The organism is Treponema socranskii subsp. socranskii VPI DR56BR1116 = ATCC 35536 (genome assembly GCF_000468115.1).
GTDB lineage: Bacteria > Spirochaetota > Spirochaetia > Treponematales > Treponemataceae > Treponema_D > Treponema_D socranskii.
Genome location: NZ_AVQI01000068.1, coordinates 33,500 through 46,052, shown reverse-complemented (window position 1 = coordinate 46,052; position 12,553 = coordinate 33,500). Strand labels below are relative to the sequence as shown.

Sequence of the window (12,553 nt, the reverse complement as noted above, 5' to 3'; positions counted from 1 at the left end):
TAAAATGCTGGCAAAAGCGGTGCGCATACACGGTGCAAATGATTTACGTCTTGATACGTTTGAACTCCCTCCCATTAAAGACGATGAAATCCTCGTAAAAGTGGTTTCCGACAGTATATGCATGTCCAGCTATAAGTGCGCGGTACTCGGAACGAAACACAAGCGCGTTCATCCCGACATCGCGGATCATCCGGCAATAATCGGGCATGAGTTTGCGGGCGATATCATAGAAGTCGGCTCAAAGTATACATCTCGCTTTAAACCCGGTATGAAGTTTACGATCCAGCCGGCGCTCAACTACAAGGGTGAAATGTGGTCGCCGGGATATTCCTATGAATTTTGCGGGGGCGATGCGACGTACTGTATTTTGCCGCACGAAGTCATGGACCTTGACTGTCTGCTCGAATATAACGGCGACGCATATTTTGAAGCGTCTCTTGCGGAACCGATGTCGTGCTGTATAGGCGCTTTTCACGCGAGCTTTCATACGCAGATGGGAGTATACGCCCACGAAATGGGAATCAAAAAAGGCGGAAAGCTCGCGCTGCTTGCTGCAGCAGGCCCCATGGGACTCGGCGCATTGATGTATGCCGTCCACTGCGACAGACGGCCGTCGCTTATTGTGCTTACCGATATCGATGAAAAACGCATAGCGCGCGCAAAGAAAATTTTCCCCGAATCCGAAATGAAAAAACTTGGTGTGCAAGTCGAAATAATCAATACAAACGACAGCCCGGATCCTGCAGGGCAGCTTAGACGGTACGCGCCTGAAGGCTTCGATGATGTGTTTTGTTTTGTTCCCGTAGCTTCCGTACTGTCGCTCGGTTCCGCCGTTTTGGGACGCGACGGTTGTTTGAATTTTTTCGCGGGCCCGACCGACAAACAATTTCATGCCGATATAAATTTTTATGACGTTCATTATAATGCAACGCACGTTATCGGGACGAGCGGCGGCAATGTAAGCGATATGATAGAATCGCTTCGCATGACGGAAGAAGGGACGCTCGAACCTGCGGTGATGGTTACACATATAGGCGGTCTTGAAAGCGTCGCAAAGACAACGCTTGAACTTCCGAAAATACCGGGCGGAAAAAAACTGATTTATACGCACCTCGATCTTCCTCTCACGGCGATTGATGATTTCCGTTCTCTCGGAGAGAGCGATTCCCGTTTCGGACAGCTTGCCGACATCGTAGACGCCCACAGAGGGCTGTGGAATGCGGAGGCGGAAAAGTATTTGCTTGCGAATTGGTGCGATGAACGATAAGCGATTTTAGCGGTAGCCGTAGAAAACAATTTCGGCGATAACGGTACGGATTCCTTCTGTCCGATCACATAATTTACAAGATCCGGTATTCGGGTTATTATATCGATAGTATGCGCACTGGTTTTCACAGAAGCGGATTGTTGCTTTCGGATGACCGTACTGCAGTTGTTTCGTTTGTTCCCGACGAAGGCGCCGAATCCGTCGATATTCCCGATTCCGTTACGGACATACCAGCCTCTCTTTTTTCCGGCTGCGCTTCGCTCAAACGGATAAAGCTTTCGACTTCTCTTCGCTCTCTTCCCGACCGGCTCTTTGAAGGCTGTTCTTCTCTTGAAAAAATTGTTATGCCTCCCGAAATCGATTCGATCGGCAGAGCTGCGTTTTCCGGCTGCTCGTCGTTAAAATCGATTCCGTTCCGCGCCGGCCTCACGGAGCTTTCGGAAGACGTCTTTTCATATTGCACGTCGCTCGCATCGCTCGTCATTCCCGATACGGTGGAGCGGATTAAAAGCGGTGCTGCTGCAGACTGTACGAAACTCGCTGCCGTTGTATTGCCTTCTTCGCTCAAAACGCTCGAAGCGGGTGCTTTCGCCGGATGTTCGTCGCTCCGCCATATCCGCATTTCGGAAGATAACGATGTTTTTTACGTCGATGAAAAGGACGGGTGCTTGTATCGCCGCGAAAAGGACGGTACTTCGGTTATTGTTCTACGTCCCTGCGATTTTGAAAAGACGGCGGTAAAATTGATTAAAACCGATGAAGATGAAACGCCTTCCGACGAGCTTGAAAAGGAAGACCTTTCCGAAATCGATCGGTACGAAGCGGATGCACGCAAAGCGGCCAACGAAGCGGAATTGCGTGAAAACGAACGTGAAGGCGAAGCGTGCGGCGGCGAAAAAACCGGCGATACAACCGACGCGGCTTCCGATCTTGTCGAAGGGCAGGGGGACGATGCAGCCGTTGAAACCGATGCCGATGATTCGGATTTCGACGCGGAAAAAGGCGCCGTCTCCGATGCAAAAGAACCTGTTGCAACATTATCGAAAAAAAACGATAATTCCGATACTGCGGAAAATCGGCCGGACGCTATATTTGAGGGAGATGTCCGTGCCCCGCTCGATAAAGTCGAATCGGAGGAGTCCGCTGAAAAAAAGCGGCATGAAACGTCCGAAGAAGCAGTCTGTGCGCCGGATGCGATCGAAGCGGAAGCGCAGGATGCTGCGGAGCCGGATGCGGAAAGCGGCGGCGAAAAACGAGAATATGAAATTATTAATTTTGACGGCGAAGCGATACCGGATGAAATCGAAATCTGTAAATTTAATAATAGAGAATCAAGCGATATAATGGAGAAAAAGACGATGCCGAATATCAATCAAGCAAGTGTCGATGAGATTTTTAAAAAAGCTTCCGAAGTAAAATCGGAAAACGTGCAGACGGCGGACGACGGATTTAAGCCTATTTCGCAGGACGAGCTCAATATGCTGGTCACGGAAAGCGATATCCTGCGGCAAAATACGCCGACTGATATAACGGTTTCGGCGAGCGCGCAGGAACACGACTCTGTTCCTTCGGGCGATTCGCTTTTGAAACGCATTGCCGGCGCGGCAAAAAAATACGAATGCGTCAGCCTTGCGAATGCGGGCGGTAAAAGCGATTGGAACGACAGTCTGTACGTGTTTGCCGAGGGGCTGGTGCTGGACGCTTCCGGCGGCGGGCATTTTTCGAAAGCGCTTAAAAACTGCTGCCGGAGAATTGCGGCGATTCACAAGTATTCGAAGATTTTTATGTATTACGGCCTTCCCTTCGGCGACGATGAGTTCGCGCATCTGTTTACGGGCTTTATCGCCGAGCGCAACACGGTATACGCGTGCAGCGCTTCGAAGATGTCACTGCTTTCCGAAGATGCGAAGCGCTTTGCATCGCTTGCGGGAATCAGTCTTGAGCGGGATCAAATCGAATGCACGAACGAGCGCGCGGGGAATCCCGAAACGAAGCTCATCAAAATAATGCTGCAGGACGATTATTCGGCATAAGGTTCGTCAATTTTTCGCCATGTCTACGGCAACCCGCACGAGCAGTATAAGGAGCAAAAGCGCGGCAAGGCACAAAGCGCCGAAGAGAATTTTATAATTTGCCGGCACGGTTTTAAATTGCAGCGCTTCGTTTTCAAGCGTATTCCGGATCGCATCCGCTGCAGTTTTATCGGCGTCGTTTTGCGCCGCGCCTTTGCCTGCGCTCTCTTTTTTATTTTGTGCCGCCTCTTTTTCGGTCTCGCTGTTTTTTTGTGCGGCTTTGTTTTTCGAATCGATTTTTGCGCTTTGCTTTTTGCCGTCTTTTGCCGCTGCCTGTATATCGTGCATTTTTTCAGGCGCAAAGGGGATGACGAAGCGCGCATGTCCCGCCCAATTTTTGTATGAGTCGGCAAGACCGATGACTGCCGTTTCATCGGAAAAAGATTCGAGTATGCGTGCGTTGAAATGCTTTGTAAAATAATTTCGATCGTCGTAACGATTCGTATTCCACCAACACACTTTTTGCGCGAGAGTATCCGCTTGTTCCGGAGGCAAACCGTGTGCTGTTTCGATGTAGCCGGAGACGATAAAGGCGAGCGCTTTGATCGTTCCGACTTTCGCGTTCGGCGCGATATAGATGATGTCGGCTCCCGGAAGCGAGTCCGACGAAGGTACGCGGAGCGCGCGGTATTTTTTTGAAGGAGCGCCCGATGCGTAGAGCTCTCCGTCTTTATGCTGCGCATCCTGCCGTTTAATGCTTCCGCCGAGTCTGCGCCCCATATCGCGTATCTGCTTTGCGGTATTGAATTCGTTTTTCGGCACAGGGGACATATCTTCGATATAGTCCACGCGCGTTGCCGTATCGAGAAGCGCCGTATCGATTTGTACGGCAAAGAGAGAGCCTGCCGAAATCAGCGCCGAAACGATGACGAATAATTTTCTTAACATAACGCACTCCCGTAAAAAGTCAACGAACAAGTCGACTTTGCCTGTGAATTTGCGATTCGTACTCATACAGTATACAAATCATTGTAAAAATAAACAATGTAGTGTATACTGTCCGAACTATGGATACGCACGGTACGATGACCGGAGACAATCACACCGCTTTGTGGCACGGTCGTTTTTCCGAAGGGCCGGACGCAGCGGCAGTCGCGTTTGAAACTTCAATTCACGTCGATGAGCGCATGGCTCGCGATGATATTTTCGGAAGCAAAGCGCACGCGGAAATGCTCGCGCGTACGGGCATCATTTCGCGCCGAGAAGCCGATGCGATTATCGGAGCGCTCGACGCTATCGATGCCGATATGGCGTCGGGTAAGCTTTCCGTCGACGCTTCCGCTGAAGATATTCACTCGTTTATAGAAGCCGCGCTTACCGACAGGATCGGAGAGACCGGCAAAAAAGTGCATACGGGCAGAAGCCGAAACGACCAGATCGCCCTCGACGAAAGGCTGTATCTCAGGCGGACGATTCCCGAACTGCAAAAAAGCATCGCACATCTCATCGAAACGCTTGCCGTTCTCGCCGAGCGCCACACGCAATCGATTATGCCGGGCTTTACACACATGCAGCACGCTCAGCCGGTGACGCTCGCTCATCATCTGTGCGCGTGGGCGTGGAGTTTTACGCGCGATTGGGAACGGCTTTCCGATGCGCTTAAACGCATTTCGCGCTCACCGATAGGAGCCGGAGCCCTTGCCGGAACAACCCTTCCGCTCGACAGAAAACTCGAAGCGGAACTGCTCGGCTTTGACGGCGTGACGCCAAATTCGCTCGACACCGTTTCCGACCGCGACTACTGCATCGAATTCGCATCGTGCTTTGCGCTTTTGCAAATGCACCTTTCGCGCGCTGCCGAAGAGGTCGTGCTGTGGTCTACGTCGGAATTTTCGTTTATCGAATTGAGCGAAACGTGGTCGACCGGCAGTTCGATCATGCCGCAGAAAAAAAATCCCGACTTTGCCGAACTCATCCGCGGGCGGACGGGCAGGGTGTACGGCGATCTCGTAGCTCTTTTGACGATGATGAAAGCGCTGCCGCTTGCGTATAACCGCGATATGCAGGAAGACAAAGAAAGCCTTTTCGACGCATTCGATACGGTGAGCGCCTGCGTGTCGGTTTTTACGGATATGATCGCCTCAGCATCGTGGAATACGCAGCGCATGGAAAGCTCCTGCGAAGACGGCTATCTCAATGCGACCGATGTCGCCGACTACCTCGTGCGAAAGGACATTCCGTTCCGCACGGCGCACGGCATTGCGGCAAAAGCGGTGCGCACCGCGATCGAAAAAAAATGCAGGCTTGAAGAACTTCCGATCGAAGATTTTAGATCCTGTTCGGATCGCATCGAGGACGATATCTACCCGCTCATCGATTCGAAGTCCTGCGTCGCTTCGCGAAAAACCGAGGGAGGGCCTGCAGCCGAGCGAGTCGCGGAGCAGATACGTGTGCTGAAAGATTTCGCAAAAAAACGGCTCTGATTATTAATTTATTTACAGGAGATAATAAATGAAAAAAACGATAAGGGTATTTTTAGCTTCGCTTTTCGCGCTCTGTCTCGCGGCGGCAAGCGCCGGCTGCAAAAAACGGGATGCTGCTTCCGCCCGCGATACTTCGCTTGACGACCTCATCTCGCGCGGCGTATTTGTGCTCGGACTCGACGATTCGTTCCCTCCGCTCGGCTTTCGTGCTTCCGACGGCGAAATCGTCGGTTACGATATCGATTTGGCAAAAGAAGTTGCGAAGCGGCTCGGCGTCGAATTTAAAGCGCAGCCCATCGATTGGGGTGCGAAAGAGATGGAGCTGAACACCGGTAAAATCGACTGCATTTGGAACGGCTTTACGATGACGAAAGAGCGGGAAGAAGCGCTCGTGTTTACGAAGCCCTATTTGAAAAACGCGCAAGTGCTTGTCGTGCGAAACGACAGCGGCATTGCGTCTTTGAAAGACATGGCGGGAAAAACAATCGCACTGCAAAGCGGTTCGAGCGCGCAGGAAGCCGTCGATGCCAATGCGGAATTTTCGCGTTCGCTCAAAGAACAGGTACTCTTAAAAGACAACGTTACCGCTCTCAACGACCTTGAAATCCGCGGCGTCGACGGCGTTGTCATGGACAGCGTTGTCGCAAACTACAGCATCTCCGCGACGGGAAAGCCCTTTATCGTCATCGACGAAGCGCTGTCCTATGAAAACTACGGTATCGCGTTCCGCAAGGGAAACGCTGCCCTGCGCGACAAAGTACAGAGCATATTGGAAGATATGCAAAGAGACGGAACGGTTACCGCCGTTTCGGTAAAGTGGTTCGGACGCGATATTTCGGTGATCGGCAAATAAATGGAGAAGATGCTGCAGGCGATGCTGCGCGGAAGCGCAACGTCGCTCGAAGTGTTTTTTTTGACGCTGTTTTTTTCGCTTCCGCTCGCGCTTTCGTTTTGTGCGGGGCGCATGGCGAAAAATCGAATACTTTCCGGGTCGATGAAAGCGTTTTTGCTCGTCATACGCGGCACTCCTCTCATGCTGCAGCTGCTCGTCGTATACTTCGGCCCGAGTCTTCTGTGCCTTTGGCTCAACAACAATTTCGGTACCGATTTCCGTGTCGCGTGGCCGCGCTTTTTCGCCGCTCTCGTTGCGCTCATCGTAAACTACGCGGCGTACTTTGCGGAGATTTATCGCGGCGGTATCGAATCGATTCCCGAAGGACAATACGAAGCTGCGAAAGTGCTCGGCTATACGAAGCGACAAACTTTTTTGTATATCGTCTTGCCGCAAGTTGTTAAGCGCATCATGCCCGCGATGGGCAACGAAGCGATAACCCTCGTCAAAGATACGGCGCTCATCCAAGTTATCGGCGTATCCGAACTTTTGCGCGTCGCACAGGAAACGCAAAGCCGCCTCTTTTCGTTTATGCCGCTCTTCGTCGCGGGTGTCTTTTACCTTGCGATGAATTGGGGTGTCGAAATCGTGTTTGCACGCATCGAAGCGAAACTCTCCTACTATCGCTAAGGAAGGATGCCGTTTTCGCCGTCTCCTTTTTCGGTATCGACACGAACCTGGACTTTGTATTTAAAGGATTGATTTTGATCGCGGCGGTCGCCCTCGATTCGATTAAATACTTAAAATGCAAGTGACCGCTTGTTATCGCGCTTGTTTTTCACTATGGTATATATATCGAGTGCAAAAACGGCAGCACCGTACCGATAAGTGAGTAATGATGAATATGCGATTAATAAAAACTCTATTTTTATTGAGCGCCGCGGTGTGCGCGTTTTTGACGACATCCTGTGCTTCGACGAAAACCGAAAACGCGTACCTGCTGACCGATGAAGATTTTATGTGCCGAGTCGATACGGCAGAGGAAGCCGCCGACGATTCCTATATTTTTTTGCGTTTTTACGATCCGCAGCTTATCTCTCCGTTTTACGTATCGAATATTCTTAAAAACGGCATCGCAAAAGTAGACGTAAACCCGCTTACGGCAAGTCACGTGAGCATCGGTTTCGACTTGCGCGACGATTTTTTCGGCCTTACGCTGATGGCTCGACCCCAGCTGGACAGGGAACACTGCAGCGATACGAAAGCAAATAACTATACGAAGCAGTGCGATGCTGTATCGTCAAAGCAAATGCTGTATGCGATCAAAGCAACCGGTGAAGAACGCAAAAAAGCGATCCGTGTTCTTATGGAAAATAAGAATGTGCGCTACGATGTCGATAAAAATTTTAAAATCGCCAACCGCGCTGTAAAACGGAAATTATTTACGGCGGAAAACGACAGACCTATGGATAAATTTTATGCATCGAAAAAAGACATAGAAGCTGTAAACGATGCGGAAAATAAAAAAATGAAAAAAAAATTTGTGTGTTCGACTTTTGTCGCATACGTTCTATACAATTCCGTGCAAAGCGTGCGGGATTTTTTTAATAAAAATCACATCGATTATCGTTATCTTATGGTGAGCGATATCGCGTGCATTCCGGGCGTGGAGGAGCTGTTCGATTCGACATGGGAAAATTACAATGGGGCGGCTCGAGTATTTGCTGCGGAGCATGAAGAATTTCGGCGATACTTGCCGGAAGAAGATACGCTTTTCCCTTAGGTTGTAAAGCCGCATATTTTCTTATATAATACTCCTATGGAAAGTGTATCGGATATCAAAAATACATCGCCGTCTTCGTCGGACGAAGAGATTTCACTTATCGATCTGTTTGCCGTTTTGCTTCGGCATAAAAAACTCATCATTCTAATGACGTCCGCCGCTGCTGCCGCTGTTCTTTTATTTTCCGTGATATCGCTTATGCTGCCGCCTGAAAAATCGCCGCTTCCGAACGAATACACGCCGCGTGCGCTTATGCTGATAAACGATTCGTCGTCTTCCGGCGGTTCCCTTTCGTCGATGTTGAACTCAAGCGGGTTGAGCAGTCTTATGGGGCTTTCGGGTCTTTCAAAAAGAGGCGCGACATACAGTGCGCTCGCCGTTTACATTGCGGAGACAAATACTTATCTCGATGCGATTATCGATAAGTTCGATCTCACGACACGCTATAAGATAAAAGATTCCCCGAAAACCGAAACACGTAAAGTTTTGCAAAAAAATTTAAGTGCGTCTTTTGACGATAAATCCGGTGTTTTTTCGCTTGCATTTACGGATACCGATCCTGTCTTCGCACAATCCGTCATAAATTTTGCGGCGGACTATATGGAAACCGTTTTTGCAGAACTCGGTATCGATAAAAACAAACTTGCGAAAAAGAACCTCGAAGAAAATATCGATGCGAGTTATAAACAAATTCTTTCATTATCGAAGCAGATCCGTGAAAACGAAAATACCGCCGCATATCGTTATAATCCGAACGGTTCTCCCATTGTGGAAAACGCAATACTCGTTTTGGAATTGGAAGCGCAGGAACAGGTGTACAAGCAGCTTAAAACGCAATACGAACTTTTAAAAGTGGAAATGGCGAGCGAAACGCCGGTATTTCAAATCTTGGAACATGCGGAAGTGCCCGACAGAAAATCGGCGCCGTCGCGCGGTATGCTGTGCATCATCGCAACTTTCGCGGCGTTTTTTATGTCGGTGTTTATCGCATTTGCGTTAAATGCGATAGAAAACATCAAGCGCGATCCCGAAGCGATGAAAAAGCTTTCCGTCGCATCACATCAAAATCGGAAACGGCATCTATGAAAAAATATTTGTACGGCATCGTCTTTTTCTCTTTAACGATATCTTTTTTTCCGCTTGCAAGCTGCGGCGCGCTTTTTGCGCAGACGGCGAACGCCGGTCGATACGGTACGACCGGCAGACTGTCTAAAACCGATCCATCTTCCGATACTTCCGATACGGTGTCGACTGCGGATAAGATAAACGAACGGGAAACGGAGGAAAAAGAAAAACCGCTCGACAAAGAAAATGCGCTTGTTCCGACGCCGCAGCTTGCGATGTCTTCTGCCGATTATCGCGTAACGGCGGGCGATATCTATACGCTTGCATTTGCGGTCAACGGAACTATCGTCAGTTATATCATACCGGTAGATACGTCGTATCGGATCCGCGTTGCAAATATTACGACGATCAACGCGGCGGGCAATACGTTTTTACGCCTCAAACAGCGCGTAGAAGAAATCGTTATGCAAAACTATCCCATGAGCGGTGTTCAGTTTGCGCTTACGACGCCTGCCGTTTTTAAAGTCGTCATCGACGGAGAAGTAAAGGAAACGACGATTAAGCAGGCGTGGGCGCTCTCTCGGCTTTCGGATGTTATTGTGGGGACGCTGACCGATTACGCGTCGACGCGCGATATCGTCGTTACAGGCGAAAGCGGGAAAAAAAATACGTACGATATTTTTCAAGCGGTGCGTTTCGGCGATCTGTCGCAGGATCCCTATGTGCGTCCGGGCGATCGAATCACCGTCGGACGCATGACGCGAAAAGTGACGATAAACGGAGCCGTCGAACGACCCGGAACCTATGAACTGCTTGCGGGAGAAAACCTCCGGCGGCTTGTCGATTATTACGGCGGCGGCTTTGCGGATCGTGCGGATACGAACCGCATGGAATTGATACGTACATCGGGCAAAGACGATCCTGCGGGGGAAATACTGTACTTGAATAACGCTGCCGTCGCATCCGACTATCCGCTTTTGTGTTACGATACGGTACGTGTTCCGACGTATGCGGAGATAAAGCCGGTTATGTTTATCGAGGGTGCGCTTTCTTCTGCAACCGGTACGGCGCTCGATGCCGCAACACGGTTTGCAGTCGTGTTTGATACGGGCGAAAATTATGCTACGCTCGTGCGGCGCAATAAAACGCGTTTTTCATCGACGGCGGATATTGAAAACGCATACATCCTTCGCAAAGGGAAACCGATTCCGATCGATATCAATAAGATGTTGTACGACGCCATGTATTACAGTAAAGAAACGGTACAGCCTTACGATACGCTGATTATACCGTTTCGGCAGTATTTCGTTTCCGTTGCCGGTGCTGTGAAAAATCCCGGTAGGTATCCGTACATCCCCGACCGCACGTGGGAATACTATATCGGTCTTGCAGGCGGTTTTGTTAATGAAAAAAATACGCGCGAGGTTGTGAAAATCCGCGACATAAACGGAAAAAAACTGCGAAAAACCGATCCGATTACGCCGGAAACGACGATAACGGCATCTGCAAATTCGTTTACATATTATTTCGGATTGTATGCGCCCGTTATAACGACCGTTCTTTCCGCCGTTTCGACGACGGTGACGATTATTATTGCAACACAAAACGCTTCAAAATAGCGCATCTCGTTCGAATATCCGCAATAAGTTTCGGCGGTACTTGCCGGAAGACGAGTGCTTGCCTTGAGTTACGGATATTTCGGGTACGTCGATTATTAATTTTCGTCCGCGCTGTGTAAAATCTTTTGCTATCTGAAATCTTTTACGCCGTTCAAATCGAGCGTCGCAAAATAGTCGGCAATCGTTTCGCGCCGCCTGATTTCTTTAAACGAACCGTCGCTTCTCATGAGCACTTCGCCCGCTCTGAGCTTTCCGTTGTAATTGAATCCCATCGCCCTTCCGTGCGCGCCCGCATCGTGAATTATTAAAATATCGCCGATATCGATTTTCGGCAGACTTCGCCGGACGGCGAATTTATCGCAGTTTTCGCACAGAGATCCGACGACGTCGTATACCCGGTCTTTTACCGCGCTTTCTTTTCCGCTGACGGTCACTTCGTGATAAGCGCCGTACATACCGGGCCGCATTAAGTCGGCCATGCACGCGTCGACTCCGATATAATCGCGGTAGATGTGTTTTTCGTGAATCGCCGTCGCAATAAGCCAGCCGTAGGGGCCGGTGACGGGTCTGCCGCATTCCCAATAGATACCCATGGGATCGAGGTCGTTTTTAATAATTTTTTCGTCGTAGATTTTTTTGATGCCGTGCGCTACATAACCGAGATCGACCGCTTTTTGCTCCGGCCTGTACGGAATGCCGACGCCGCCGCCCAAATCGACGAATTCGATTTTTATGCCGAGCCTCTGTTTTATTTCGACACAGAGATCGAAGAGGATATCCGCCGTGTCGATAAAAAAATCGGGATTGAGTTCGTTCGAAGCGACCATCGTATGGAGTCCGAATCGTTCGACGCCTTCTTTTTTGCAGCGCGCATAGGCTTCGAAAAGCTGTTCGCGCGTCAGGCCGTATTTCGCTTCTTCGGGTTTTCCGATAATCGCGTTGCCGCCTTGCTTGAGCGGGCCGGGATTGTAGCGGAAACAGAGCAGCTTCGGTAATTTGCCGCCGAGCGCATTTTTTAAAAAATCGATGTGCGTGATGTCGTCCAAATTGATGAGGTTTCCGTGTTCGTACGCGTATTGAAATTCGGGAGCGGGCGTTTCGTTCGACGTAAATATGACGCTCTCCCCTTCGATGCCCGCCAAATCGGAGAGCATGAGTTCGGGTAAGCTCGAACAGTCGGCGCCGCATCCTTCTTCCGCGAGGATCTTAAGCATATAGGGATTCGGCATCGCTTTTACGGCGAAGTGTTCGCGGAACTTCGGAAAGACGGAAAAGGCCTCGGTAAAGCGGCGCATGTTTTCGCGGATCGCCCTTTCATCGTAAAGGTAGAAGGGCGTCGGAAATCTTTTTATTAATTTTAAAAGCTCATCGTGCTTGAGCGGAAAATCGGAACTCATATATCACCTATGTCATCCTAAATCGATTTACTATAACATATTCGAAATGCCGGAATCAACGGGCGGAAAATACGGGGCCTGTGCCGCCGTAAGCG

The 12,553-nt window shown here is 49.9% G+C and carries 10 protein-coding genes; 8 read left to right on the top strand and 2 right to left on the bottom strand.

All coding sequences use genetic code 11. The annotated features are described in order from the left end of the window. Window positions 1-4 precede the first annotated feature (4 nt). Both HMPREF0860_RS09590 and HMPREF0860_RS09585 read left to right on the top strand, forming a co-directional pair. Window positions 5-1,267: a zinc-binding dehydrogenase gene (locus HMPREF0860_RS09590; protein ID WP_021330111.1), complete on the top strand. Its 1,263-nt coding sequence runs from the start codon at window positions 5-7 to the stop codon at window positions 1,265-1,267. Between the two features lie 110 nt (window positions 1,268-1,377). After that, window positions 1,378-3,300 carry a leucine-rich repeat domain-containing protein gene (locus HMPREF0860_RS09585; RefSeq protein ID WP_021330140.1) on the top strand — a complete coding sequence of 641 codons (1,923 nt, stop codon included), beginning with the start codon at window positions 1,378-1,380 and terminating at the stop codon, window positions 3,298-3,300. Between the two features lie 6 nt (window positions 3,301-3,306). Here HMPREF0860_RS09585 and HMPREF0860_RS09580 read toward each other — a convergent pair whose 3' ends face one another. Continuing rightward, the gene (locus tag HMPREF0860_RS09580) at window positions 3,307-4,227 is read right to left on the bottom strand and encodes a P83/100 family protein (RefSeq protein WP_021495707.1); all 921 of its coding nucleotides are present in this window, start codon (window positions 4,225-4,227) and stop codon (window positions 3,307-3,309) included. Window positions 4,228-4,346: 119 nt separating this feature from the next. Here HMPREF0860_RS09580 and argH point away from each other — a divergent pair, with 119 nt between their 5' ends. From argH to HMPREF0860_RS09550, 6 genes are all read left to right on the top strand, one after another. Beyond that, window positions 4,347-5,762: an argininosuccinate lyase gene (gene argH, locus HMPREF0860_RS09575; RefSeq protein ID WP_021330138.1), complete on the top strand. Its 1,416-nt coding sequence runs from the start codon at window positions 4,347-4,349 to the stop codon at window positions 5,760-5,762. 28 nt (window positions 5,763-5,790) lie between these two features. Then, complete coding sequence (locus HMPREF0860_RS09570; protein WP_021330134.1) at window positions 5,791-6,615, top strand: amino acid ABC transporter substrate-binding protein; 825 nt, start codon at window positions 5,791-5,793, stop codon at window positions 6,613-6,615. Continuing rightward, entirely contained in the window at window positions 6,616-7,284 is a 669-nt protein-coding gene (locus HMPREF0860_RS09565) for an amino acid ABC transporter permease (RefSeq protein ID WP_021330135.1), read from the top strand. 205 nt (window positions 7,285-7,489) lie between these two features. Continuing rightward, window positions 7,490-8,377: a hypothetical protein gene (locus HMPREF0860_RS09560; protein ID WP_021495709.1), complete on the top strand. Its 888-nt coding sequence runs from the start codon at window positions 7,490-7,492 to the stop codon at window positions 8,375-8,377. A gap of 36 nt (window positions 8,378-8,413) precedes the next feature. Beyond that, window positions 8,414-9,463, top strand: coding sequence for a GNVR domain-containing protein (locus HMPREF0860_RS09555; RefSeq protein ID WP_051169938.1), 1,050 nt, complete (start codon window positions 8,414-8,416; stop codon window positions 9,461-9,463). Then, window positions 9,460-11,061, top strand: a complete 1,602-nt coding sequence (locus HMPREF0860_RS09550) for a polysaccharide biosynthesis/export family protein (protein WP_021330125.1) — start codon at window positions 9,460-9,462, stop codon at window positions 11,059-11,061. The genes HMPREF0860_RS09555 and HMPREF0860_RS09550 overlap by 4 nt, the downstream gene beginning before the upstream one ends. 128 nt (window positions 11,062-11,189) lie before the next feature. On the opposite strand, the gene HMPREF0860_RS09545 is transcribed toward HMPREF0860_RS09550, so the two are convergent. Continuing rightward, the gene (locus HMPREF0860_RS09545; RefSeq protein WP_021330137.1) at window positions 11,190-12,458 is read right to left on the bottom strand and encodes a diaminopimelate decarboxylase family protein; all 1,269 of its coding nucleotides are present in this window, start codon (window positions 12,456-12,458) and stop codon (window positions 11,190-11,192) included. Between the last annotated feature and the right edge of the window lie 95 nt (window positions 12,459-12,553).

Coding starts and splice junctions, on each gene's coding strand:
- HMPREF0860_RS09590 (WP_021330111.1), top strand. CDS start 5: ATGCTGGCAAAAGCGGTGCGCATACACGGTGCAAATGATTTACGTCTT.
- HMPREF0860_RS09585 (WP_021330140.1), top strand. CDS start 1,378: ATGCGCACTGGTTTTCACAGAAGCGGATTGTTGCTTTCGGATGACCGT.
- HMPREF0860_RS09580 (WP_021495707.1), bottom strand. CDS start 4,227: ATGTTAAGAAAATTATTCGTCATCGTTTCGGCGCTGATTTCGGCAGGC.
- argH (WP_021330138.1), top strand. CDS start 4,347: ATGGATACGCACGGTACGATGACCGGAGACAATCACACCGCTTTGTGG.
- HMPREF0860_RS09570 (WP_021330134.1), top strand. CDS start 5,791: ATGAAAAAAACGATAAGGGTATTTTTAGCTTCGCTTTTCGCGCTCTGT.
- HMPREF0860_RS09565 (WP_021330135.1), top strand. CDS start 6,616: ATGGAGAAGATGCTGCAGGCGATGCTGCGCGGAAGCGCAACGTCGCTC.
- HMPREF0860_RS09560 (WP_021495709.1), top strand. CDS start 7,490: ATGATGAATATGCGATTAATAAAAACTCTATTTTTATTGAGCGCCGCG.
- HMPREF0860_RS09555 (WP_051169938.1), top strand. CDS start 8,414: ATGGAAAGTGTATCGGATATCAAAAATACATCGCCGTCTTCGTCGGAC.
- HMPREF0860_RS09550 (WP_021330125.1), top strand. CDS start 9,460: ATGAAAAAATATTTGTACGGCATCGTCTTTTTCTCTTTAACGATATCT.
- HMPREF0860_RS09545 (WP_021330137.1), bottom strand. CDS start 12,458: ATGAGTTCCGATTTTCCGCTCAAGCACGATGAGCTTTTAAAATTAATA.